This window comes from Pseudomonas sp. PS02290 (assembly GCF_029960075.1).
In the GTDB taxonomy this organism is placed as follows: Bacteria; Pseudomonadota; Gammaproteobacteria; order Pseudomonadales; family Pseudomonadaceae; genus Aquipseudomonas.
Window position 1 is genome coordinate 78,063 of record NZ_JASCOY010000007.1, and the last position, 25,888, is coordinate 103,950.

Here is a 25,888-nt window from a genome sequence, read left to right on the forward strand (position 1 = left end):
GAATGACCAGTAACGCGATAACCGTGCTCGACGAGCATTCTGAAGACATGCCGACGTCCGACCGTGGCATCCGCCGGGTCGGCATGACGATTGTCCTGGTGACCTTCGGCTTGTTCGGCACGTGGGCAGCGTTCGCCCCGCTGGGCAACGCCGTTTACGGTTCCGGTGTCGTCACCGTGCAGAGCTACCGCAAAACCGTCCAGCACCTTGAGGGCGGCATCGTAAAAGAACTGCTCGCCCGCGACGGCGACACGGTGCACAAGGGCGATCCGTTGATCATTCTTGACGATGGCCAGCTCAGCTCCGAGTACGAATCCACCCGCAACCAGCTCATCACCGCCCGCGCCAAGGAGGCGCGTCTGCGTGCCGAACGTGACGATCAGCCGGCCATTCCGGCGTTGAAGATCGACGGCGTCGAAAGTGATCGTGCCCGCGAGGCCATTGACGGTGAGGCCCAGGTGTTCCGGTCTCGGCATGACGCGCGGCTGGGCGAAATCTCGGTGCAGAAAGAGCGCATCGGCCAGTTGAAGCAGCAAATCATTGGCCTCAACGACATGATCGCCACCAAGGTCAGCCTCGAAAAATCCTACACCGGTGAAATCACCGAGCTGAAGGACCTGCTGCGTCAGGGCTTCGTCGACAAGCAGCGCCTGCTGGAACAGGAACGCAAGCTGGACATGCTCAAGTCTGAGGTCGCCGACCACCAGTCGACGATCACCAAAACGCGTCTGCAGATCAACGAAACCGAGATGCAGATTGTTCAGACGAATCAGAAATTCAGCTCCGATGTGGCCAAGGACCTGAGCGACGTGCAGGCGCAGGTCTTCGACTTGCAGGAGAAGGCCAGTGCGCTCAAGGACAGGCTGTCGCGCATCGTCATCCGCGCCCCGGAAGACGGCATGGTGCTGGACATGAAAGTGCATACCGTCGGCGGGGTGGTCAGCGCCGGCACGCCGCTGCTGGATATCGTGCCGGAGTCTTCCGAACTGGTGGTCGAGGCGCATGTGTCGACGAACGACATCGACCGCATCACCCTCGGCAAACTCACCGATATCCGCTTCAGCGCGTTCAACGCTGCGACCACGCCGGTGATTCAGGGGCAGGTCACGCGCATTTCGGCTGACCGTCTAACCGACGAGAAAACCGGTGAGGGTTATTACCTGGTGCGCGTGAAGGTCACCGACGAGGGCATGCAGCGGTTGGGCAACCGCAAACTGCAACCGGGCATGCCGGCGGAGGTGCTGATCAACGCGGGCGAACGCACCATGCTGCAGTACCTGCTCAAGCCTGCGCGCAACATGTTCGCCAAATCGATGATCGAGGAATGACTGTGGTTCGTATCCTTCCCGGTCTGCTTTTTGGTTTGTTTGCGCTCAACGCCAATGCAGCGCAGCCCGCCGCCCCGCAACAGGTCAGCGCTTCGACCTATTCGCTGGACCTGATGACGCTGTACAAGGAATCGCGCCTGGAAGATCCGCGCATTCTTTCGGCCTATGCCCATGCACGGTCGGCCAAGCAGCAGGAGCGTGAAGCGTTTGGCGGATTGCTGCCTCAGGTCTCGGCGAGCAGCAACATCAACCGGATTCTGCGCAAGGACGAGCAATCGCGGGATATTTATGACAACAAAAGCTATTCGCTGAACCTGAGTCAGTTCATCTACAACAAGGAGGCGTGGGAGCGGTATCAGAAGGCCAAAAGCGTCACGCTGCAGAAGAGCTCGCAATCCGAGGACTCCCAGGCGGAAGCGACGGTTGATCTGGCCAAGCGTTATTTTGCTGCCCTGGCCGCCGACGATGCGCTGGAGCTGGTATCGGCCGAGCGGCGCGCCACTCAGGGCAGCCTCGATCGCGTCAACGCTTTGTACGCCAGGCAGATGGCCAAGATCACCGACATGCTGGACCTCAAAGCCCGGGTCGACTTGCTGATTGCCCAGGAAATCGAAGCGCGCAATCAGGTGCGGCTGTCACGGGAAGGGCTGTCGGAGATTGTCGGTCGCCCGATCAATGATCGCTTGAGCCGGATACGTAACGACATCGCGCTTGAAGCGCCAACGCTGCCGCTGGATGCCTGGATCGCGCAAGCGCTCGACAGCAACCCCCGACTCAAAGCCTATGAAAGCAATCTGGCGGCGGCCGATGCGGCGGTACGTGAAGGAAAGGGCGGGCATTACCCCTCATTGAGTTTTAACCTCGGCGCCTCGCAGAGTGACGTCGGTTACGACAACACCCTGACCCCGCGTAGTGACAGCTATGTCGCAACCATCGGTTTGAAAGTGCCGATCTACAGCGGTGGCTCGACCTCGGCGCGGGTCAGTGGGCTGTACGACGAGCAGTACGCGGCCGAGCAGGACCTTGAAGGCGTTCGCCGGCAAGTGGTGAAGGAAACCACCAACGCGTATCTCACTGCTCAGTCTGCCGTGGACAAGATCCGCGCGGGGCAGAATGCGTTGTCATCAGCCAAGCAATCGAGCATCGCCGCGCAGAAGGCGTTCACCTATGGCGTGGTTAACGCCGTCGATGTGCTGACCGCCGTGCAAAATGAATTCAAGGCCCGTGGGGATTTGCTGAAATCGCAGTACGACTTCATCACCAACCTGTTCATCCTGAATCGATGGGCCGGCAAGCTTTCGCAAGAGAGCGTTGCCAGCGTGAACGTGTGGCTTGGTGGTGATGACTCTGAAGCGCTGAAGGACTTGAATAATTCAGCCCCCAGTAGCACCAAAGTTACCCCTAAGTAGCCTGCAGCGACTTACGCCTTGGGGTGTGCCGCCAACACTTTGCGGTACACCGCCAGGGTCTGCCGCGCGCATTCCTCCCAAGTAAACTGACGGGCGCGTTCCAGCCCTATTTCAACTCGCTCGGTTCTGAGCGCATCGTTGCTCAAGACGTCGAGCATGGCCGCCGAAATGCTTGCAGCATCCAGCGGGTCGACCGCCCAGGCGGCATTGCCGGTGACTTCCGGCAGGGACGTGGTGTTCGACGCAATGACCGGGCACTGCGCCGCGAATGCTTCGATCACCGGCAAGCCAAACCCTTCGTACAAAGACGCAAACACCAATGCGCTGGCGCTCTGGAGCAGTGCGAACACGTCGGATTGCGGCAGGTAACTGAGCCAGCGCCCTTCGCCCTTTGCTTCCAGCGCCTTGAGCTGCGGAATCAGATCTTCGTTGGCCCAGCCGTCACGTCCCACCACGATGAGCGGATGCTGTTTGCGCACCGATTCCGGAAGGGCGTTGAACGCCTCCAGCACCTTCGGCAGATTCTTGCGCGGCTGCAGCGTGCCGATGAACAGGAAGAAGCCGGGTTTGATCTGATGCTTGTCCAGCACAGCGTCACGGGTTTCGAGGGGAATGCGCTCGAAGTAGACCGGGTCCACGCCAAGGGGCGTCACGCTGATTTTCTCGGGGGCAATCCCCATGTGCGCGACCAGATCCTGCTTGCTGTGTTCGGAGATGGTGATCAGGTGATCGGCGCTGTGCACGCTTCGCGCGAACAGCCAACCCTTGAGGGTTTTGAGGTTCTGTCTGATCCACTCGGGATGGATCAGCGGAATAGCGTCCATGACCGTGGCAATGACGGGCACGCCGCTGATGCGCGGGATCTGGTGATCGGAGGCGTGGACGATGTCGACATCGCGAGCGATGGCGGAGGAGTTGGGCAGCGGCAGGCTGAGCAAGCCGCTCGCCAGCACCTGAATCCGGAAGTCTGCCGAGAGCGTCTTGGGTACGCCGCACGCGAGTTGGGGCAGATTGCGGCCAAACGCATAAGGCTTGATGGCGATGCCTGACTCTTCGCTTTGTTTGAGCGCTTCCATCGCCTGCCACAGAGAGCGGGTGTACACGCCAATCCCATCCAGATGACCGGCACGTTCACACATCGCCCAGACGGTGCAGCTCAAACCAATATCCATACGCGCTTCCAAACCATCCCAGCCAGTCATGAAATCAAGGGGCGCGAGCCTACCATGAGTCGCGTTTGCGGGCATTTGCTTCTGCGCATGATCTCACCGCGCCATTGCGTTTCCTCCCTCAACCCCTCACCATCGCTTTCCGTTATCCATGGCCTGATGGACTAGACAAATTGGCAACACGCCCGGCTCAAAAGCGCCCTGGATTATGGATGCTTCTGGCGCTTGCACTGACGTGCACGGCGTGTGTCGGCTATCTGAGCGCGGATTGGGATTTTTCCCTGATCAGCCGCCGTGCCGAAGCACTGTACGGACCGTTGGGAGCGGGTAAGCAGCGCATTGATGCCTGGCAGAACTTGCTGGCGACCGAGAAGCAGGTCAGCGAAATGGACAAGCTCAAGGTCGTGAACCTGTTCTTCAACAAGCAGATGCGCTACGCCGAAGACATTGACCTGTGGCATGAGGTCGATTACTGGGCGACGCCGATCGAGTCGCTGATCAAGGGCGCGGGGGATTGTGAGGATTATGCGATCGCCAAGTATTTCAGCCTGCGCCGCCTGGGCGTGCCCAGCGAGAAGCTGCTGATCACGTACGTCAAGGCACTGCGCCTGAACCGCGCGCACATGGTGCTGACCTATTACTCGAGCCCGAACGCCATGCCGCTGGTGCTCGACAGCCTGATCGACGACATCAAACCCGCCAGCGAACGCACGGACCTGTTGCCGGTGTATGCCTTCAACGCTGAAGGACTGTGGCTGCCGGGTGCGCAGGGCAACAAGAAAGTGAGCGACACCAAACGTCTGTCCCGGTGGCAGGACGTGCTGAAAAAAATGACCGCAGAAGGCTTCCCCACCGAGCCCGAGAATTAGGAGTACTGATGTCTCTGTTCAAACAGCTGTTGATCGCGATCTGTCTGTTCATGGTGGTTGCCTTTGCGGGAAGTTTTGTCGTCAGCCTGGAAAGCTCCCGGGCGCAGTACGTCAATCAGTTGCGCTCCCACGCCCAGGACGCCGCGACCTCGCTGGCGCTGTCGCTGACGTCCAACATCGACGACCCGGCGATGGTCGAGCTGATGGTGGCGTCGATCTTCGACAGCGGTTACTACGCGAGCATCCGGGTGGTGGATCTGGCGAGTGGCGCCGCGATCGTCGAGCGCAGTGCGACGCCGGACAACCAGGGCGTGCCGCAGTGGTTCATCAACGCCATCGGGCTTGAACCGGCGGGCGGCGAGGCGATTGTCAGCCGTGGCTGGCAGCAGACGGCGCGGGTCGAGGTGGTCAGCCATCCGATGTTCGCGCTGGCCAAATTGTGGCAGAGCGCGCTGGGTAGCCTCGGCTGGTTGCTGGTGTGCGGTGTGGTCAGTGCGATTCTGGGCGCGATGTTGTTGCGCCGGCAGCTGAAACCGCTGGATTACATGGTCGCGCAGTCCCAGGCGATTGGTCGTCGCGAGTTCCTCGTCCTCCCCGAACTGCCGCGCACGCCTGAGTTGCGCCGGGTGGTGCAGGCGATGAACCAGATGGTCGAGAAGCTCAAGGCGCTGTTTCAGGAAAGCACCGAACGCAGCGAGAAACTGCGCATCGAGTCGTATCAAGACAGCCTGACCGGGCTGTCCAACCGCCGTTATTTCGACATGCAGCTCAACGCCCACGTCAGCCATCTGGAAGACGGCCGCGCGGGGTATCTGATGATGTTGCGCGTCAACGACCTGGCCGGCTTGAACCAGCGTCTGGGCGGTAAGCGGACCGATGCCTTGCTGGTGGCGGTGGCGGAGCAGTTGGTGCGTCACTGTGAGAAGTACCCTGAAACCCGCAACCTCATCTGCCGCAGCCGTGGAGGGGAGTTCGCCGTGCTGGCGCCGGGCATGGTTCACGATGAAGCCGTGCAGTGGGTACAGAATCTTGAGGCGGCGCTGCAAAGTCTGGAAGCCACCGGCGCCTCCGATGTCTCGCCTGTCGCGTACATGGGGCTCGCGCCGTACAGCCCGGGCGATGCGTCGCTGACCTTGCTGGCGCTGGCGGATCAGGCGCTGTCCCAGGCCGAAAGCGGCGGCGAGCAGTCGTGGTATTGCATCGAGCGTGGGGCGATTGGCGATCTGGGTGAAGATCAACACGCGTGGCACAGGACGCTGGACCATGCACTTGAGCACGGGCGTTTTCAGCTGTTCTTTCAGCCGGTGGTCGAGTCTCGTGATGGGGCGAAAGTGCTGCATTACAAAGTGCTGTCACGGCTGGTCGATGCTGACGGCGAGACGATTCCGGCGGGGCGCTTTCTGCCGTGGCTGGAGCGCTTCGGCTGGTCGAGCCGGCTGGATTTGCTGATGTTGCAGCAGGTGCTGGCGCATCTGGGCACGCACAATGAGCGACTGGCGCTGAACTTGTCGGCGGCCACGCTTAACGATCCGTCAGCGCTGAATGAGGTGTTTAGCGCGCTGCGCCAGCACCCGAAACTCGGCGCACGCCTGACCTTCGAGATCGGCGAGGAGCAGGTGCCCGAGCAGGCGGTGCTGGAGAAGTTGACCCGCCGTCTGCAGGAAGCCGGCTATTCCCTGGCGCTGCAGCGGTTTGGTGGGCGTTTCAGCATGATCGGCAACCTGGCGCATCTGGGGCTGGCCTATTTGAAGATCGATGGCAGCTACATCCGCACCATTGACCAGGAAAGCCACAAGCGCTTGTTCATCGAAGCGGTCCAGCGCGCGGCACACAGTATCGACCTGCCGCTGATTGCCGAGCGCGTTGAGACCGAAGGCGAACACCGGGTGATCCTGGAAATGGGCATCGAAGGGGTGCAAGGGCGGCTGTTCGGCGACCCTGCGCCGTGGAAGTAACGAACGAAGGAACGCGCCCGCTGTTTTAACTCGTTATCGATGGCTGACGCGCTAGTATGGGAGCGCGCTTGCCCGCGAAATCGGTGTGCCAGATGGCATTGATGTCACCGACCCGCCGCTTCGCGACCGTCGTAACCTCCGATTGGTCCTACAGGGGATTTGCGTTCGACGTTGATGTTGAATGCGGGCGTGCAAGTGTAGGACTGAGCTTGCTCGCGAATGCGTCGGTTCATCCGCTCATTTTTCTGGGACTGAAAGGCCTACCGGGCTGTTATTCACATCAAACAATGGAAGCACTTTTATGAAGCTATGGACTGCAGTAGTAATGATGGCAACCCTCTCAGGGTGCGGCACCATCAAGACCCTCAACGACGAAAAAGGGGCCGCGGATACACTGGCGCGCCACAGCTCCAATTGCCAGTCCATCCCCCGTGCCTACAGCGGTGCGGTTTACCAGTTCTGCACCTTGAACGCCCCGCCGGTTTCCGGCCCACACTGGTCTGCGCCCACCATTGCACTGGACATGGCCCTTTCTGCGGTCGCCGATACCGTGCTGCTGCCCTACACCGGGTACCAGCAATACCAGCAGGGCGATATCAAGGTCCGACGGAAACAGTACTGATCAGTCGGCGCCCACAGGCAGATGCGCGCCTGCCCGCGAAAGCGGCGTGCCAGACGGCATTGATGTCACAGACCCGCCGCTTCGCGACCGTCGTAACCTCCGATTGCTCCTACAGGGGATTTGCGTTCGACGTTGATGTTGAATGCGGGCGTGAACGTGTAGGAGCGAGCTTGCTCGCGAAGAGGTCAATACATCCGCCACATCTTCAGCGACTGACACACCGTCTTCGTGAGCAAGGTGGAGCGCCACCCCGGTCACTCCCACAAGTGCATCGTTTGCCGAGCGAAAGCGCTGTGTCAGAACGAGGGGGCTGTGACCAATCATGACCACACCGAAGATGCCTCTGCCGACGCAGATCCTGTGGGAGCGAGCTTGCTCGCGAAGAGGTCGGTACATCCGCCACATCTTCAGCGGCTGAAATGCCGTCATCGTGAGCAAGCTCACTCCCACAAGTGCACCGTCTGCTGGGGGATACCACTGTCTCAGAACGAGTGCTCTCACCAAGCATGACGACGCCGCAGATTTATCGGCCGATGCAGATTCTGTGGGAGCGAGCTTGCTCGCGAAGAGGTCAATACATCCGCCAAATCTTCAGCGGCTGAAATGCCGTCTTCGTGAGCAAGGTGGAGCGCCACCCCGGTCACTCCCACACGTGCACCATTTGCTGGGGGATAGCAGGCTGTCAGAAACAAGCATCGGGGTTTGCCGCGCGACAGCGCGCCGTTGCCAAACGGTGCGTGCGAGAAAGAGAGGCCTTTAGATCAGCCGTTGTTCATCATCATTGATCAGGTCGCTCAGGCCGCCCAGTGTTTCCCGGGCCTGGGTTCGATCCATCAGTTTCGCCTGTGCGGCGGCGGGGAGGTCGGTGATGTTGAGGATGCCTTTGCTGGTCAGGACCTGAATCAAGTCGTCCAGTACCCGGATCATGTCCATGTCGCTGGACTTGAGCTGGATCAGGCTTTTCTCGACCACTTCGTTGGCAAACCAGGCTTGCACCTGATGGTCATCGGGCGGCAGTTGCTCGCTCGCTTCGGCGAACGCCGTTGCTTCCACGCGAACTAGCGTTCCATCGGCATCGCGCTGAACGTAAAACATGGCTCATTCCTCAGGGAGTAACGGTGCTGGCAACCGTCAGGGACGGCCGCCAGCACAGTACAACAGCTCTCGCGACTCAGCTATCAGTGGTGATCGACTTTGATGGTCGGATCCGCACCGCTCACCAGCGAGTTGACCATGGCATTGCTCCAGGTCACGCCTTCCACCTTGATGTGCACATCGGCCGTGGTCGCCGCGGCAGCCGCAGTGACATTCGACGCGAACTGCCCGGTGGTGCTGACTTGCAGAATGGTGTCATGACCATCGTTGGTGATTTGCAGGTACTTGCTGAGGGTGTCGGTGTCTTCACCTTGCAGCAGGTCACGCAAGTCGATCCGGTCGCCTTCGCCCTTGTTGAAGTCCTTGATCACGTCAAAGCCACCGCTGTTGGTGTCGCCTGCTTTCCAGGCGAATGTATCGGCACCTGCGCCACCGGTAAGGATGTCGTTGCCTTTACCACCGATCAGAATGTCGTTGCCGTTGCCACCGTTGAGAATGTCGTCGCCACCCTGGCCGAACAGAATGTCGTTGCCATTGCCGCCCAGCAGGGTGTCGTTGCCGTCCTGGGACGTCGACGACGAATTGGTCAGGTGAGCCACCGCGTCAAGGTTGTTGGTCACGAACGAGTGCAGCGTCTTGTCATCGATGGTCGACACATTCACGTGCAAGGTATCTGCCGCGAACGCCTTCAGCGCCGTAATGCCGCCCTGCGTGTTGTAGGTGATCAGATCGCCGAACAGGATGTCATTGCCGTCGCCACCGTTGAGGGTGTCGCTGCCCGGAGCGATATCTTTCTGGTCGCCCAGTACCGCTTTCGCCAGGTCATCGGCGTTGACGTTGGTCTGCGCGTGACCGTCGCTGTCGTAGTGGTTGAGCGTGCTGGTCTTGACCGCCGAGTTCAGGCCGATCGCTTCGATGGTCGGCGACTGCTTCAGCAACAGCGCGTAACCGGTGTCCGCTTCAGCCAGCACAACGCTGCTGCCGTTGGTTTCAGGTGAGTTCAGGCTGTATTCCTGACCGCCCTTGCCGTCGGCGTGGCTGGCGAGGGTGCCCACCAGTTTGCCGGTCGTGCTGCTGGCGTAGCTGTAGACATGGCCCACGGTGTCGATGGCGACTTTGCCGTTCACCGAATACGTGCTGCCCAGATGCCAGCTTTCCAGGCCCATCGCCAGTGTGACAGCCGTGCCGTTCACCGTACCGAGCACCGTGCTGGTGTTCTGGTAAACGTTAGGCTCGCCGTCGGTGATGAAGTACGTGCGGTTCTCGCCCGTCGGGTTGGTGCTGTTCAAGCCGGCAAACCAGTTCGCCGTGGTCTTGAAGGCATCTTCGTAGTTGGTGGTACCGCCCGATGTCATGGTCGCCAGAGCAGCGGCCAAGGTTTTCAGCGCAGCGGCCTTGTCAGACATGTCCACCGAAACGGTCGACCGCACGTTGGTGTCGAAATCCACCAGCAGCACGTTGATCTTGCCGGCGTTGGCCGTCTGAGCACCGTTCGCCAGTTTCTCGAAGACCGACTGCAGCTGCGTCTTCGCCGTATCGAGGGATTTGCCCATGCTGCCCGAGCTGTCGACGATGAAGGCGATGTTGTAGCTCTTGCCCTGCACGATGGTCGTGCCGCTGACGTCGCCAACGATGATGTCGCCGCCGGTGGTGCCGTTGATTGGCGTCGGGTCGGTGCCGGCCAGGCCTTCACTCGAAGTGTAGGTCTGAGGCTCAACGGTAACAGTGATCGCCTTGCTGTCGCTGGCGCTGGCCACGGCGCTTGGGACGCCTGGCACAGTCGCTTCGGTCGCCGTCGCCGTGACGTTCAGCGTGAACTTGCCGCTGAAGTAGTCAGGCGTGGTGATGCTCAGCGTCGACAGGTCGAATTGGCTGACGTCGATCGTGTCCATCACGGTTTTGCCGTTTTCGACGTGGGTCGTCACGGTGGCCGTGTGGCCTGCGGCGTCGGTCAGGATCGAGCCGGCCGGTGCACCGCCGCTCAGGGTGGTGACATGAGTCTCCGAACCGTCGAGGCTGTCGCCGAATACCGCCTGGACCGGGCTCAGCTTGATCGCGGCGCCTTCGGTGCCGTGGTTCAGCTCGTAGCCGGTGTAATAACCCTCACCGCTGCCAACCGTGCCTTCGTGCAACGGCGAGACGTTCAGGCCGGAAGCCTTGAGGTCATCGACCGTTGCGAACAGCAGCACGTTGCTGCCGTTCAGGGCCACGGTCTGAGTCGCGCCGGTGCTGATGGTCTTGTCGACCAGATTGATGCTGTAGCTGCCCGGGCCCGCCTGGTTGTAGTGGTAGATGTCCAGGGTGTAGTAGCCAGACTCCGTCGGCGTGAAGCCCGCGCTCTGGATCTTGCCGCCCGCACCCCATGTGGCGTTGGCCGCAGTCTGGTCCGCCACGGTGATCAACAGGCTGTCGTCTGCCGTACCGGAGAAGGTGTAGGTGTGGCCGGCTTCCATGTAGATCAGGCCGGACAGCTTGGTGCCGGTGCCGACTGCGACGGAAGAGTCCTGTGCAGCGGTGGCGACGGTGTGCGAGGTCGATGCAACGGTGGTGTTGAAGCCGGCCTTGATGGTCGCTTCGTTGGCGCCGTTGCCGTCGGTTCCCATGTTCTTCAGCGTGCCGACATAAACGTCTTTCACCAGGCCGGTCGACTGAACGACGCCGGAGCCCAGCGTCACCACTGGTTGGTCGGCGACAGGCGCCACATTGATGGTGCCGGTGGCTTTGACCGAACTCGCCAGACCCTGATCGTCGACGGCCTTGTAGGTGAACGACGTGCTGCCCGCCCAATCGGCGGCTGGCTTGAAGTACACCGTTGCAGCGTTGCCGACGGCGACGATGTTGCTCAGGCTGGTCAACGCGACCTTGCCCGCCGCATCGGCGTAGAACGTGCCGTGCGCAGCCATGTCGACCAGGTTGAAGTGGTCGATTTTGCTGTCCACGTCGGTCGCGCTCAGCGTCACGGCGATGGCCGGGCTGTCTTCGTTGCCGCTGCCGGTCGTGGCGTTGGCCACCGGAACATCGTTGACCGTCGTGATGTGAATCGTCGAGGTGGTGTTGGCGATGTTGTTGGTGGCACTGCCGTCGTTGACGCTGATGTTGATGATGCGATCGTCTTTGACAGGGTCGTGAGACGTGCTGTCGAAGGTAATCGACGAGATCGCCGTCTGATACTGAGCCGCCGTGCCGGCACCGAACGTGATGACCTTGCCGGTCACCACGTTGTTGGTGACGATGTCAGTGGTGGTGTAGCTCAGGCCTGCGGTGTTGCCGATCGCCAGCAGATCACCCGCCTTGTAGTTGGTCAGCGTGACAGTGGCGCTTTGCAGCGTCGGGCTGTCGGCGTCTTTCAGGGTGAAGTCTGCAGCAATCAGGCCTGGACCTTTGCCCGGCGCGGTGACATCGCCGCCGACCAGGGTTTCGTTCCAGGTGTTGCCGAAGTCCTTGCCATCGCCGGTGTGGCCGATGACGGGCGCGTCGTTCACGGCGGTGACCGAGATCTTGCTGCCGGCAACCAGCGAATCCTGCGTACCGGTACCGTCGCCTTTCGCGCCGGAGTCGGTCACTTGAACCGTCACGGCACGGTCACCCGCCTGAGGGTTGTCGCCCGGGCTGTTGAAGGTGATCGACTGGATCAGCGCCTTGTACTGGTCAATGGTCGCGATGCCGTTGATCTTGAAGCCGTTCACCAGGCCTGCATCGTTGTGGGTTTCCACCACGCTGACGCCTTTCGGCGCAGTGCCGGTGAAGGTCAGTACGTCGCCTGCCTTCACATCGACCGACACCGCGGCCTTGCTCAGGGTAGTGTTGTCGACATCGGCCAGGTTCAGGTTCTTGACGATCGAGACCGCCGCGTCGTTTTCAGTAAAGGCAACCGACGCAGTGCTCACGGTTGGTACATCGTTGACCGTGGTGATGTGGATCGTCGAGGTCGTGGACGCGATGTTGTTGACCGCGCTGCCGTCATCGACAGTGATGTTGATGATGCGGTTGTCTTTCGACGGATCATGGGACGTGCTGTCGAAGGTGATCGACTGAATCGCCGTCTGGTACTGGGCGGCTGTGCCTGCGCCGAACGTGATGGTTTTGCCGGTCACTGCGCCGGAAGCGTCTTTTACATCACTCAGGGTGTAGGTCAGGGCGCCCGGTTTGCCGACATTCAGGACGTCGCCGTCTTTGAAGTTGGTCAGCGTGACGGTCGCGCTTTTCAGCGTGGTGCTGTCGGCGTCGTTCAGGGTGAAATCGCGAGCGATCTGACCTGGGCCTTTGCCCGGCGCGGTGACATCGCCACCCACGGCGGTTTCGTTCCAGGTGTTGCCGAACTCTTTGCCCGTCCCGGTGTGGCCGATGACCGGCGCGTCGTTCACGGCGATCACGTTGATCTGACTGTTGTGGACCACCGTCAGGTTGTCAGTGCCGTTGGCATCGGCGTCAGTCACAGCGATGGTCACGCCGCGTGGCGCGGTGTTCGGGTTATCGCTGTTGTCGGCGTAGGTGATCGACTTGATCAGGGTTTCGTAGTTCGCAACCGAAGCCTTGCCGGTCAAATCGATGACGATGTTGCCGTTGGCGTCGTTGCTCAGCGTGTACTTGATGCCCAGGCCCGTATCGCCCGAGGTACCGTCTTTGTAGTACTTGGAAGCGATCAAGTCTTCAGCCTGAATACCGGTCAGCGTGATCTTCGCGCTGCTCAGCTGGGTGCTGTCGATGTCGGTGATGCTGAAGTCTTTGACGATCGCGGTCGGGGCGTCATTTTCGGTGTAGGTGATGCTGCCGAAATTCACGACCGGTGCGTCGTTCACTGGCGTCACGTTGACGGTCAGCGGCTGTTGGGTCGTCGCGGACGGGCCGTTCAGTTCGGTGGACGTCGCGTTGACGGTCAGGTTGATCTGGCCGTTGAAGTTTTCCGGTGGCGTGATGGTCACCTTGGTCAGGTCCCAGCCGTCGAGCGCCGCAGTGCCGTTGCCGCCGGCAGTCGACGTGTAGCTGTGAGTGCCATCGGTGACAACGGCACCGACCGGAACGCCGGAAACGGTCAGGTGGGTCAGGCTCTCGGAACCGTCGGTATCGACCAGCGTGGTGCCAATGTTCAGGTGGATGGCCGTGTCTTCCGGGCCGGTGACGGCAGGCGCGATCACGGTCGGGGCGTCTGCCACCGGTGCCACATGGACGTTGAACGTCAGGTCTTTGCTGACCGGAGCCGCTGCGCCGTCTTGGGCGGTAGCGGTGACGGTCAGAGCGATGTCGCCGCTGAAGTTGGCCGGCGGGGTCAGCTTGAGTTTGCTCAGGTCCCAATCGGTCACGTCAGTGGCGGTTGCACCGGCGGTGGCGTTGAAGGTGTGCGTGCCGTCGCTCAGGGAAGCGCCAACCGGAATGCCCTTCATGCTGACCGTCAGGGTTTCGGAACCGTCGACGTCGGTGGTCGCTGCCTTGATGGTCGACAGCAGAATCGCGTTGTCTTCCAGGCCGCTGTTCAGGTGCTCGGTGACGCTGATGTTGTTGATCACGCCGCCGAGGGAGTTCGCGTCGCCAGCCTTGAATTCCAGCTTCGCGCTGCCGTCGGTGGTGACCGGCACGTCGAAGGTGTAGGTCTTCAGACCGACCACGGTGTTGGTCAGCGTGCCGACCAGCTTGCCGCCCCAGAAGACGTTGATCAGCGAGTTGTCGACCGCGCCTGCACGGACCGAATAATCGAGCGAAACGGTGTAGGTCGCGCCGGCTTTGGCGTCGATGTTGGTGTACAGGTTGCTCGGGTCACCGCTGTTGCGCTCCAGCTCCAGCACTTGGCTGTTGTTGCTGTTGCCGGCAACGCCGTAGGTACCTGGGGTGTGGATCTCAACGGTGCCGCCGCTGTTGTCGGTGTGCCATGCGCCACTGCCGATGTTGCCGATCACAGTCGTGGTCGCGCCGTTCACGTTCAGCGAAGCCACGGTCTGGTCGTCCACGAGGGACAGGGCAGGGGCGTCGGTGACCGGATTGACCTTGATGGTGCCGGTTGCCGGAGTGGTGTCTACCTGACCCTGGTTGTCGACCGCGGTGTAGGTGAAGTTGGTGCTGCCGCTCCAGTCGCCGACCGGCTTGAAGTAGACGGTTGCGCTATTGCCGGTCGCCTTGATGACGCTGTTGCCGTCCAGTGCCTGAGTGCCTGCGGCATCGGCGTAGAAAGTACCGTGCTGACCCAGGTTGACCAGGTTGAAGTGGTCAATGGTGCCGTCGACGTCGGTGCCGGTCAGCTTGACCGCCACGGTGTTGTCTTCGTCGCCCGTCGCCGTCGCTGGCTTGGTCACCGGCGCATCGTTGACGGAAATCACGTTGATCTGGCTGTCGTGAACGACGGTCAGGTTGTTGGTGCCATTGGCATCCACGTCGGTCACAGCAATGGTCACGCCGCGCGGCGTGGTGCTCGGGTTGTTGCTGTTGTCGGCGTAGGTGATCGACTTGATCAGGGTTTCGTAGTTGGCGACCGAAGCGTTGCCAACCAGATCGATAACGATGTTGCCGTTGGCGTCGTTGCTCAGGGTGTACTTGATGCCCAGACCGGTATCGCCGCTGTTATCGCCTTTGTAGTACTGAGACACGATCAGGTCTTCGGCCTGAATACCGGTCAGCGTGATTTTCGCGCTGCTCAGCTGAGTGCTGTCGACGTCAGTGATGCTGAAGTCTTTGACGATCGGCGTCGCTGCACCGTTCTCGGTGTAGGTGATGCTGCCGAAGTTGACCACAGGCGCGTCGTTGACAGGCGTAACCGTGATGGTGCCGGTCGCCGGGGTGGTGGAAGCCAGACCCTGGTTGTCAACGGCGGTATAGGTGAACGGCGTGCTGCCGTTCCAGTTCGCATCTGGCTTGAAGTAGATCGTCGCGCCGTTGTTGGTGGCGGTGATGTCGTTCAGGTTGGTCAGCGGCTGGGTGCCAGCGGCGTCGGAGTAGAAAGTGCCATTGGCAGGCGTGTTGACCAGGTTGAAGTGGTCAATGGTGCCGTCGACGTCGGAGCCGGTCAGCTTGACCGCAACGAGGGTGTCTTCGCTGCCATTGCCTGTGGCGGTGTTGACTACCGGCGCATCGTTTACGGATGCGACGTTAACGGTCAGCGACTTAACCGTGGTGGCCGAGTCGTTGTTGGCGCTTTCGGTCGACGTCGAGCTCACTTGCAGGTTGAACGAGCCGTTGAAGTCTTTCGGCGGCGTGATGGTCAGGGTGCTCAGGTTCCAGCCGGTGAGGTACGCCTCGCCATCGCCGCCTTCAGAAACAGGGATGGAGGTGTAGCTGTGGCCGTTGCCATCGCTCAGCACCGCGCCCACTGGGATGCCGCCCACAATGACCGGTCCGAGGGACTCGGAACCATCGGTGTCCACCAGTGCAGCGCTCAGGTCCAGCTTGATGGCGGTGTCTTCATCGCCCTGAGCGTTGGTGACGGTAACGATCGGGGCATCCGCCACAGGCGTGACGTTGATCGTGCCAGTTGCCGTGTTGCCGGCTGGCAGGTTCTGGTTGTCGACCGCGGTGTAGGTGAAGGTGGTGTCGCCCGCCCAGTTCGCGTCTGGCTTGAAGTAGATCGTCGCGCCGTTGTTGCTGGCGGCGATGTTGGTCAAGTTGGTCAGCGGCTGGGTGCCGGCGGCGTCCGAGTAGAACGTACCGTGTGCAGGCGCAGTGACCAGGTTGAAGTGGCCGATGGTGCCATCAACATCTGAGCCAGACAGCTTGACGGCGATGGTGGTGTCTTCGTTGCCTGCACCCGAAGCGGCGTTGACTACCGGCGCATCGTTCACGGAAATGACATTGATCTGGCTATCGTGAACAACGGTCAGGTTGTTGGTGCCGTTGGCATCAGCGTCGGTCACAGCGATGGTCACACCGCGTGGGGCAGTGCTCGGGTTCTCGCTGTTGTCGGCGTAGGTGATCGACTTGATCAGGGTTTCGTAGTTGGCAACCGAAGCCTTGCCAGTCAAGTCGATGACGATGTTGCCGTTGGCGTCGTTGCTCAGGGTGTACTTGATGCCCAGACCGGTATCGCCGCTGTTATCGCCTTTGTAGTACTGAGACACGATCAGGTCTTCAGCCTGAATACCGGTCAGCGTGATTTTCGCGCTGCTCAGCTCTGTGCTGTCGACGTCGGTGATGCTGAAGTCTTTGACGATCGCAACCGGTGCACCGTTTTCGGTGTACGAGGTGCTGTCGAAGTTCACAACCGGCGCGTCATTGACGGCCGTGACGTTGATCGTGCCAGTGCCTGGAGTGGCGGCGGGCAAACCTTGATTGTCGACAGCGGTGTAGGTGAACGGCGTGCTGCCGTTCCAGTTCGCATCCGGCTTGAAGTAGATCGTCGCGCCGTTGTTGGTCGCGGTGATGTCGTTCAAGTTGGTCAGCGGCTGAGTGCCAGCGGCGTCGGAGTAGAACGTGCCGTTGGCAGGCGTGTTGACCAGATTGAAATGGTCGATCGCGCCATCTACGTCAGAGCCGGTCAGCTTGACCGCAACGATAGTGTCTTCGTTGCCATTGCCGGTGGCGGCGTTGACAACTGGAGCGTCGTTCACGGCAATAACGTTGATCTGGCTGTCGTGAACAACGGTCAGGTTGTTGGTGCCGTTGGCATCCACGTCGGTGACAGCGATGGTCACGCCACGTGGGGCAGTGCTCGGGTTCTCGCTGTTGTCGGCGTAAGTAATCGACTTGATCAGGGTTTCGTAGTTCGCAACCGAAGCCTTGCCGGTCAAGTCGATGACGATGTTGCCGTTGGCGTCGTTGCTCAGCTTGTAGCTGATACCCAGACTGGTGGTACCGGTGGTGCCATCGGTGCCGCCTTTGTAGTACTGGGAAACGATCAGGTCTTCAGTCTGAATACCGGTCAGCGTGATTTTCGCGCTGCTCAGTTCGGTGCTGTCGACATCAGCGATGCTGAAGTCTTTGACGATCGCGATCGGCGCACCGTTTTCGGTGTAGGTGATGCTGCCGAAGTTGACCACCGGCGCGTCGTTGACGGCCGTGACGTTGATCGTGCCAGTGCCTGGAGTGGCGGCGGGCAGACCTTGATTGTCGACAGCGGTGTAGGTGAACGGCGTGCTGCCGTTCCAGTTCGCATCTGGCTTGAAGTAGATCGTCGCGCCGTTGTTGGTCGCGGTGATGTCGTTCAGGTTGGTCAGCGGCTGGGTGCCCGCAGCGTCGGAGTAGAAGGTGCCGTTGGCAGGCGTGTTGACCAGGTTGAAGTGGTCAATGGTGCCGTCGACGTCCGAACCGGTCAGCTTGACCGCAACGATAGTGTCTTCGTTGCCATTGCCGGTGGCGGTGTTGACCACAGGCGCATCGTTTACCGACGCGACGTTCACAGTCAGGGACTGGGTCGTGGTTGCCGATTGGCCGGTGATCTCAGTCGACGTCGAGCTCACTTGCAGCGTGATCGAACCGTTGAAGTCAGCCGGCGGCGTCAGGGTCAGCTTGGTCAAATCCCAGCCATCGATGATGACTTTGCCGTCGCCGGTCGGGATCGAGGTGTAGCTGTTTTTGCCGTCGGTCAGCACGGCGCCAACCGGAATGCCGCCCACGGTCAGGCCGCTCAGGCTTTCCGAACCGTCGGTGTCGACCAGTGCAGTGCCGACGCTGATCTTGATTGCGGTGTCTTCATCGCCCTGGGCGGTGGTGACGGTAACGATCGGAGCATCAGCCACTGGCGTGACATTGATCGTGCCAGTTGCCGGGGTGCCGGCTGGCAGGTTCTGGTTGTCGACAGCGGTGTAAGTGAAGCTGGTATCACCTGCCCAGTTTGCGTCTGGCTTGAAGTAGATCGTCGCGCCATTGTTGCTGGCGGCGATGTTGGTCAAGTTGGTCAGCGGCTGAGTACCGGCGGCGTCCGAGTAGAACGTGCCGTGTGCAGGCGCACTGACCAGGTTGAAGTGGCCAATGGTGCCGTCGACATCGGAGCCAGACAGCTTGACCGCGATGGTGGTGTCTTCCTTGCCTGCACCCGAAGCGGCGTTGACTACCGGCGCATCGTTCATGGAAATGACATTGATCTGGCTGTCGTGAACGACGGTCAGGTTGTTGGTGCCGTTGGCATCAGCGTCAGTAACGGCGATGGTCACGCCGCGTGGGGCAGTGCTCGGGTTCTCGCTGTTGTCAGCGTAGGTGATCGACTTGATCAGGGTTTCGTAGTTGGCAACCGAAGCCTTGCCAGTCAAGTCGATGACGATGTTGCCGTTGGCGTCGTTGCTGAGCGTGTACTTGATGCCCAGGCTCGTGTCGCCAGAGGTACCACCTTTGTAGTACTGCGAAACGATCAGGTCTTCAGCCTGAATACCGGTCAGCGTGATCTTCGCGCTGCTCAGTTGAGTGCTGTCGACGTCGCTGATGCTGAGGTTATTGACTATCGCGATCGGTGCACCGTTTTCGGTGTACGAGGTGCTGTCGAAGTTGACCACTGGCGCATCGTTGACCGGCCCGACGGTGACAGTCAGGGGCACAGTCGTGGTTGCCGATTGACCGGTGATCTCAGTCGAGGTCGAGCTCACTTGCAGGTTGATCGAACCGTTGAAGTCTTTCGGCGGCGTGATCGTCAGGTTGGTCAGGTCCCAGCCATTGATGTAGACCGCGCCATCGCCTGTCGGAATCGAGGTGTAGCTGTGGGTGCCGTCCGTCAGCACGGCGCCGACCGGAATGCCGGACACCACGAATGGGCCCAGGGATTCGGAGCCATCGGTGTCGACCAGCGCGGTGCTTACGTTCAGCTTGATCGCCGAATCTTCGGCGCCTTGGGCGTTGCTGACGGTAACGATCGGCGCATCAGCCACCGGCGTGACATTGATCGTGCCCGTTGCCGTGTTGCCGGCTGGCAGGTTCTGGTTATCGACAGCGGTGTAAGTGAAGTTGGTATCACCGGCCCAGTTTGCGTCTGGCTTGAAGTAGATCGTCGCGCCGTTGTTGCTGGCGGCGATGTTGGTCAAGTTGGTGAGCGGCTGAGTACCTGCGGCGTCCGAGTAGAACGTGCCGTGTGCAGGCGCAGTGACCAGGTTGAAGTGGCCAATGGTGCCGTCGACGTCAGAGCCAGTCAGCTTGACGGCGATGGTGGTGTCTTCGTCGCCAGCACCCGACGCTGTGTTAACGGTCGGTGCATCGTTGACTGCGGTCACGTCAATTTGACCGGTGGCGCTGCCCGACAGGTTGTTGGTGCCATTGGCATCAACGTCGGTCACTTCAATGGTCACGCCACGTGGAGCAGTGCTTGGGTTATCGCTGCTGTTGGCGTAGGTGATCGAGTTGATCAGCGTGGTGTAGTCGGCGATCGACGCCTTGCCGGTCAGGTCGATGACGATGTTGCCGTTGGCGTCGTTGCTCAGGTTGTAGCTGATGCCCAGGTCGGTGGTGCCGCTGTTGCCGCCCTTGTAGTACTGGGAAACGATCAGGTCTTCAGCCTGAATGCCGGTCAGCGTGATCTTCGCGCTGCTCAATTGTGCGCTGTCGACGTCGCCGATCTGCAGATTGCTGACCAATGCCTGAGGTGCGCCGTTTTCGACGTAGTCAGGGTTGGTAAAGGTGACGGTCGGTGCGTCGTTGACCGGCCCGACGGTGACAGTCAGGGGCACAGTCGTGGTGGCCGATTGGCCGGTCAGCTCGGTGGAGGTCGAGCTCACTTGCAGGTTGATCGAGCCGTTGAAGTCTTTAGGCGGCGTGATCGTCAGGTTGGTCAGATCCCAACCGTTGATGTAGACCGCGCCGTCGCCTGTCGGAATCGAGGTGTAGCTGTGGGTGCCGTCAGTCAGCACGGCGCCCACCGGAATACCGGACACCACGAACGGGCCCAGGGATTCCGAACCATCGGTGTCGACCAGCGCGGTGCTCACGTTCAGCTTGATCGCGGAGTCTTCATTACCTTGTGCGTCAGCAACGGTGACGATCGGAGCATCGGCTACCGGCGTGACGTTGATGATGCCGTTCGTCGGCGCGCCCGCAGGCAGGTTTTGGTTGTCGACAGCGGTATAGGTGAAGCTGGTGTCACCGGCCCAGTTGGCATCCGGTTTGAAGTAGATGGTCGCGCTGTTGTTGCTGGCGGCGATGTTGCTGAGGTTGGTCAGCTCCTGGGTACCGGCTGCGTCGGCGTAGAACTTGCCATGCTCGGCCATGGTGACTAGGTTGAAGTGGTCGATGGTGCCGTCGACATCAGCGCCGGTTAGCTTGACCGCGATCGCAGTGTCTTCGTCGCCCTGGCCCCGTGCCGCGTTGACGGTCGGGGCGTCGTTGACGGCAATCACGTTGATCTGGCCGTCGTGCACGGCGGTCAGGTTAGTGGTGCCGTTGGCGTCCAGGTCAGTGACGGAAATGCTCACGCCGCGCGGGACGGTGCTCGGGTTTTCGCTGTTGTCGGCGTAAGTCAGCGACTTGATCAGGGTTTCATAGTTGGCGACCGAGGCATTGCCCGTCAGGTCGATGACGATGTTGCCGTTGGCGTCGTTGCTCAGGGTGTAGGTGATGCCCAGGTCTGTAACACCGGTGGTGCCACCTTTGTAGTACTGGGACACAACCAGGTCTTCAGCCTGGATACCGGTTAGCGTGATTTTCGCGCTGCTCAGCTGAGTGCTGTCGATGTCGGTGATGCTGAAGTTGTTGACCAGCGCGACCGGCGCACCGTTTTCGGTGTAGGTCGTGCTGTCGAAGTTGACCGCCGGGCCGTCGTTCACGGGCGTCACGTTGACGATCAGAGACTGCGTCGTGGTGGCCGCATCCTTGTTGGCGGCTTCGGTCGAGGTCGAGCTCACCTGCAAGGTGATCGGGCCGTTGAAGTCTTTCGGCGGCGTGATCGTCAGGTTGTTCAGGTCCCAGCCGTCGATGTAGACGGCGCCGTCGCCTGTCGGAATCGAGGTGTAGCTGTGGGTGCCGTCAGTCAGCACGGCGCCGACCGGAATGCCGGACACAACCAACGGGCCCAGGGATTCGGAGCCATCGGTGTCGACCAGTGCAGTGCTCAGGGTCAGCTTGATCGCCGTGTCTTCAGCGCCTTGGGCGTTGGCAACGGTGACGATCGGGGCATCGGCCACTGGCGTGACGTTGATGATGCCGTTGGCTGGCGTGCCGGCTGGCTGGCCCTGATTGTCGACAGCGGTGTAGGTGAAGCTGGTGTCGCCCGCCCAGTTGGCGTTCGGCTTGAAGTAGATGGTCGCGCCGTTGGCGGTGGCGGCGATGTTGCTGAGGTTGGTCAGCGCCTGGGTCCCGGCGGCATCGGCGTAGAACGTGCCGTTGGCTGCCAGGCTGACCAGGTTGAAGTGATCGATGGTGCCGTCGACGTCAGCGCCGGTCAGCTTGACCGCGATGGTGGTGTCTTCGTCGCCTTTGCCCGATGCGTCGGTGACGGTCGGTGCATCGTTGACCGGCGTGATATCGACTTCGCCGGTGGCAATGCCCGTCAGGTTGTTGGTGCCGTGGGTGTCCACGTCAGTCACTTCGATCGTCACGCCGCGCGGGGTGGTGATCGGGGCGTCACTCCTGTTGGCGTAAGTGATCGAGTTGATCAGCGTGGTGTAGTCGGCGATCGAGGCGTTGCCGCTCAACTGAATGACAACGTTGCCGTTGGCGTCGTTGCCCAGCGTGTAGCTGATGCCCGACGCCGTGGTGCCGGTGTTGCCGCCCTGGAAGGACGGCGAAGCGATCAGGTCTTCGGCCTGAACGCCAGTCACGGTGATCTTCGCGCCGCTCAACTGGCCGCCGTCGACGTCGCCGATCTGCAGGTTGTTGACCAGTGCCTGAGGCGCGCCGTTTTCGACGTAATCGGTGCTGGTGAATGAGACGGTCGGGGCGTCATTGACGGCGACGACGTGCACGATGCTGGTGGCCGGCACGGAATCGTTCTGGCCATCGTTGACGGTCACAGTAATGGTGCGGTCCGCGACGCTCGGGTCCTGGCTGCTGTTCTGGAAGGTGATCGACTTGATCACGGCTTCGTATTCGGCAGCGGTGGCGGCACCGGTCAGGGTCAGTACGATCTGGCCGTTGACGGTGGCGGTAGTGACCGCGATGTTCGCGTTCGGGCTGCCCACTACTAATGTGTCGGCGTCCTGAGCGTTGGTCAGGGTGACTTTCGCGCCTTGCAGGGTCGGGCTGTCGGCGTCAGTGACGGTCAACTGGTCGGCGATCGAAACGCCAGCCTGGCCTTCGGTGAACGTGGTTTCGCTGTTGGTGCCGTTACCGCCGCCATTCGGATCGACAACCGGCAGAGCGTCGTTGTCGATGATGGTGGTGGTGACGCTGCCATTGGTCGCGTTGGCAACGATGTTCTCGAAGTTGCCGCCGGTGATGGCGCCGATCGCCACGGTGACGTTTTCAACGCCTTCCGGGATCGTGTCATTAAGGGTGTTCAGGTCGAAGGTGACGCTGCTGCTGTTGGCAGGGATCTTCACGCTGACCACTTGCGTGTAGTCAGTGCCGTTGGATGCGGTGCCACTGTAGGTCAGATTGATCGTGACTTCGGTCTGCGCCGGGTTGCTCAACGTAATGGTGTACGTGGCGGCCTGGCCTTCAACCACAGACTGGGTGCCGGTGATGCTGGCAACGGTGGTGTCGATGCTGTCGACGATCTGCACCACAGCCGGCGCCGTGTTGGGCACCAGGTTCTCAAAGTTGCCGCCGGTTGCGCCGGTAATCGTGGTGCTGATAACGGTGTTGGTGTTGTAGACGTCATTCGCTGGGGCCGCGACGACAACCGTACCGGTGGACTCGCCCGCACGGATGGTGATGGTCGAACCGTCGGACAAGGTGACGTTGACCGGGGTCTGTGCCGGGTTGGTCAGCGTAGCGGTGTAGGTGATCGAGGTGCCTTCGACAGACGTCGGCGCAGCGCTGAGGCTGACCGTGGTGGTGTCGATGGTGTCGGTGATGGTGGTCACCGCCGGGGTCGGATCGGTTGTCACGACCAGACCGCCACCGCCCGTTGTGCCGGTGATGGTGGTGCTGATAACGGAAGGGTCGATGTACGGCGTGTTGTTGTCAGCCAGTTGAACAGTGGTTGAGCCGGACGTGTCGCCGCCACGAATGACAATGGTCGAACCGTTGGACAGGGTGACCGTCAGGTCCGACGTCGGTGCCTGGGTGATGTTCGCCGTGTAAACCAGCGCGCCGCCGGCTTCTGTCAGCGTCTGAGTGGCGGTCAGTGTCAGGGTGCCGGTCGGCTGCGGCGCGACGGGGGCACCGCCGTTGTCGTTGCCGTTGTCGATCGCCAGGCCGTTGCTCAGCGTAGGCGGCGGCGTGGTCGTCGTCCCCAGCCCGTTGGTCGGGAAGCCGATGGTCGGATTCACTTCGCCCGCTGTCTCGGTGAGCATCACCACGCTGTGGCCGCCGCCTGCGTTGCCGCCGTCGCCTGGCGCCGCTTGCGGACCTGCTGCAGTGGCTTCGAGGTCTTTGGTCGGGTCGGCGCCGGCCGCGATGGCCTGCTGCAGTTCGGCAACTGACGGTGCCGCTTGCGCGCTGGCTTCGGCAAGGTTGGTCGTGGACGCCGGTGCGTCGGCACTCCACTGGCTGTCACGGCCAATGTCCAGCTGACGGCCATCGGCAAGCTGCAGCGTGACTGCGCCTCCCGGGCCTGTCTCAAGCTGCTCGCCGGTGAACAACCGGTCACCCTCGATGAGCACACGACGAATCCCTTCCGGGGAAACTGCTACTACCTGGCCAACAATGCTTTTGACGATGGCAACAACACTGCTCATGGGGGTGACTCTCCGAAATTACCGTTCAGTTGGTATCCATCATGCCGACCGGCCTTAACTAACGCCGCTTCATTACTGGATGACGTAAAAATTCGCATTTGTTTCATTGCCAGATAACAAGTTAGGGAACTTATTAAGTTGCTCGTAATCTGGCGTCAATTTATTAACAGCAGGTCGGCACTGGAATTAACTTTCTGCCAAAGTATTGACCTATTCGGCGACATCCTAAACAATCGCTTCCGTAATGTCACATTGATATTTGATGAGATCGCGGATTTCTGCAGTGTGATCGCAAGCGCCCTTCAGAACACTCTCGAGACGATCACTTCAATGGCCATTTTTACGATGCGGCAGTGCGTATTGCTGCATTTTGAACAAGTACGTTCTCGGGAAATCACCAAAATGCGTAAGCACCTCTTCACTGCTGTACCCCTCATCCTTTGTGCCGGTTTCGTTCAGGCCCAGACGCTACAGTCCGCCATGCAGAAAGCCATGGACGAGCATCCCGAGGTGCAGGCCGGCATCAATGCCCGTATCGCCCAGGACTACGCACTCCGTGCTGCAAAGGGCGGCTACCTGCCGCGTGTCGATGTCACGGCGGGCTACGGCCGGGCCGGTTCCGATACGCCAAGCACCCGTGCCTCGACCGGTCGTCACGATTACCAGACGCTGGACCGTGGCGAGTCGCAAATCCGTCTTCAGCAAATGCTCTTTGATGGCTTCGCAACAAGTAACGAAGTTGCGCGTCAACAAGCCACCGCCAATTCCCGGGCATACTCGCTGTTAAATACAACCGAACGTACCGCGTTGACAGTTGCGCAGGTCTATCTCGATGTTCTTACTCAACGTGAAATGGTTCGGCTGGCCGAAGAAAACCTGAAGAGTCACGAACGTATTTACGACCAAATCAAACTGCGCACTTCCCGCGGTGTAGGTCGTATGGCCGATATGGACCAGGCCGATGCCCGTCTGGCACAGGCCCGTAACAACCTGATCACCGAACAAACCAACCTGGCCGACGCCCAGACCAACTACTTGAGTGCCGTTGGTCTGGAAGCTGACCAGCTGGAAGCGCCGTCGCCGTTCGCCATGATGCCTGCCGATCTGAACGAAGCCCGCCGCCAGATGCTCGAGAACAGCCCGGTGCTGCGCTCGGCCGAAGCCGACATCGTTGCCGCTGAAAAGCAGTACACCTCGGCGCAGTCCAATTACTACCCGCGTTTCGATGCAGAACTGGGCCGCAATGCCGATAACAACATTGGCGGCGACGAAGGCCACAACAATGGCTGGGAAGCCATGGTCCGCATGCGCTTCAACCTGTACGCCGGTGGCAGCAGCAAGGCTGACCTGCAATCCAAGTCGTACCTGTCGAGTCAGGCCCTGGATATCCGCAACAACGCGCTGCGTCAGTTGAACGAAGAACTGGGCCTGGCCTGGAACGCCTACAACAACGCCAACGCCCAGGTGCCGATCGCTCAGCAGTACGTCGAGCGGGCCAACAGCGTGCGTACTTCCTACCAGCAGCAATTCAGTCTGGGAGAGCGTACCCTGCTCGACCTTCTCGACAGCGAGAACGAGTTGTTCACCGCGCAACAGCGTCTGGTGCAGCTGAAAAACCTGCAGACGTACACCCAGTACCGCATCAAGGCGGACATGGGCACATTGCTGAAAAGCCAGGGTGTCGTGGCGCCGATGGCATCGGTTGTGCAGAACGATGTGAAACCGACAGTTCAGCTGCCGGGCATGAACTGATTCTTGACGGAGTCA

General features: G+C 60.7%; 9 protein-coding genes. 6 read left to right on the plus strand and 3 right to left on the minus strand.

Going from position 1 to position 25,888, the window contains the following annotated elements; translation table 11 throughout:
- The first annotated feature begins 2 nt into the window (after nt 1-2).
- Entirely contained in the window at nt 3-1,328 is a 1,326-nt protein-coding gene (locus QMX88_RS06070; RefSeq protein ID WP_282367292.1) for an HlyD family type I secretion periplasmic adaptor subunit, read from the plus strand.
- The gene (locus QMX88_RS06075) at nt 1,325-2,737 is read left to right on the plus strand and encodes a TolC family outer membrane protein (RefSeq protein WP_282367294.1); all 1,413 of its coding nucleotides are present in this window, start codon (nt 1,325-1,327) and stop codon (nt 2,735-2,737) included. The genes QMX88_RS06070 and QMX88_RS06075 overlap by 4 nt, the downstream gene beginning before the upstream one ends.
- Before the next feature lie 11 nt (nt 2,738-2,748).
- On the opposite strand, the gene QMX88_RS06080 is transcribed toward QMX88_RS06075, so the two are convergent.
- Nucleotides 2,749-3,909 carry a glycosyltransferase family 4 protein gene (locus QMX88_RS06080; RefSeq protein ID WP_282367296.1) on the minus strand — a complete coding sequence of 387 codons (1,161 nt, stop codon included), beginning with the start codon at nt 3,907-3,909 and terminating at the stop codon, nt 2,749-2,751.
- A gap of 170 nt (nt 3,910-4,079) precedes the next feature.
- On the opposite strand from QMX88_RS06080, the gene lapG reads away from it, so the two are divergent.
- The 3 genes from lapG to QMX88_RS06095 all read left to right on the plus strand — a co-directional run bounded on the left by lapG (nt 4,080) and on the right by QMX88_RS06095 (nt 7,352).
- A complete protein-coding gene (lapG, locus tag QMX88_RS06085; RefSeq protein WP_423574116.1) occupies nt 4,080-4,775 on the plus strand; it encodes a cysteine protease LapG in 696 nt (231 codons plus the stop codon).
- 8 nt (nt 4,776-4,783) lie between these two features.
- A complete protein-coding gene (lapD, locus tag QMX88_RS06090; protein WP_282367298.1) occupies nt 4,784-6,730 on the plus strand; it encodes a cyclic di-GMP receptor LapD in 1,947 nt (648 codons plus the stop codon).
- 301 nt (nt 6,731-7,031) lie between these two features.
- Nucleotides 7,032-7,352 carry a YceK/YidQ family lipoprotein gene (locus QMX88_RS06095; RefSeq protein ID WP_282367300.1) on the plus strand — a complete coding sequence of 107 codons (321 nt, stop codon included), beginning with the start codon at nt 7,032-7,034 and terminating at the stop codon, nt 7,350-7,352.
- Between the two features lie 756 nt (nt 7,353-8,108).
- On the opposite strand, the gene QMX88_RS06100 is transcribed toward QMX88_RS06095, so the two are convergent.
- Complete coding sequence (locus tag QMX88_RS06100) at nt 8,109-8,447, minus strand: hypothetical protein (RefSeq protein WP_037018113.1); 339 nt, start codon at nt 8,445-8,447, stop codon at nt 8,109-8,111.
- An 83-nt stretch (nt 8,448-8,530) separates the two neighbouring features.
- Nucleotides 8,531-24,121 carry a retention module-containing protein gene (locus QMX88_RS06105; RefSeq protein WP_282367302.1) on the minus strand — a complete coding sequence of 5,197 codons (15,591 nt, stop codon included), beginning with the start codon at nt 24,119-24,121 and terminating at the stop codon, nt 8,531-8,533.
- Nucleotides 24,122-24,523: 402 nt separating this feature from the next.
- On the opposite strand from QMX88_RS06105, the gene QMX88_RS06110 reads away from it, so the two are divergent.
- Nucleotides 24,524-25,873 (plus strand): TolC family outer membrane protein, encoded by a 1,350-nt coding sequence (locus QMX88_RS06110; protein WP_282367303.1) that lies wholly within the window; start codon nt 24,524-24,526, stop codon nt 25,871-25,873.
- Nucleotides 25,874-25,888: the final 15 nt, after the last annotated feature.

What these genes read in the sequence shown, in the direction of transcription:
- QMX88_RS06070 (WP_282367292.1), top strand. Translation starts at nt 3, where the DNA reads ATGACCAGTAACGCGATAACCGTGCTCGACGAGCATTCTGAAGACATG.
- QMX88_RS06075 (WP_282367294.1), top strand. Translation starts at nt 1,325, where the DNA reads ATGACTGTGGTTCGTATCCTTCCCGGTCTGCTTTTTGGTTTGTTTGCG.
- QMX88_RS06080 (WP_282367296.1), bottom strand. Translation starts at nt 3,909, where the DNA reads ATGGATATTGGTTTGAGCTGCACCGTCTGGGCGATGTGTGAACGTGCC.
- lapD (WP_282367298.1), top strand. Translation starts at nt 4,784, where the DNA reads ATGTCTCTGTTCAAACAGCTGTTGATCGCGATCTGTCTGTTCATGGTG.
- QMX88_RS06095 (WP_282367300.1), top strand. Translation starts at nt 7,032, where the DNA reads ATGAAGCTATGGACTGCAGTAGTAATGATGGCAACCCTCTCAGGGTGC.
- QMX88_RS06100 (WP_037018113.1), bottom strand. Translation starts at nt 8,447, where the DNA reads ATGTTTTACGTTCAGCGCGATGCCGATGGAACGCTAGTTCGCGTGGAA.
- QMX88_RS06105 (WP_282367302.1), bottom strand. Translation starts at nt 24,121, where the DNA reads ATGAGCAGTGTTGTTGCCATCGTCAAAAGCATTGTTGGCCAGGTAGTA.
- QMX88_RS06110 (WP_282367303.1), top strand. Translation starts at nt 24,524, where the DNA reads ATGCGTAAGCACCTCTTCACTGCTGTACCCCTCATCCTTTGTGCCGGT.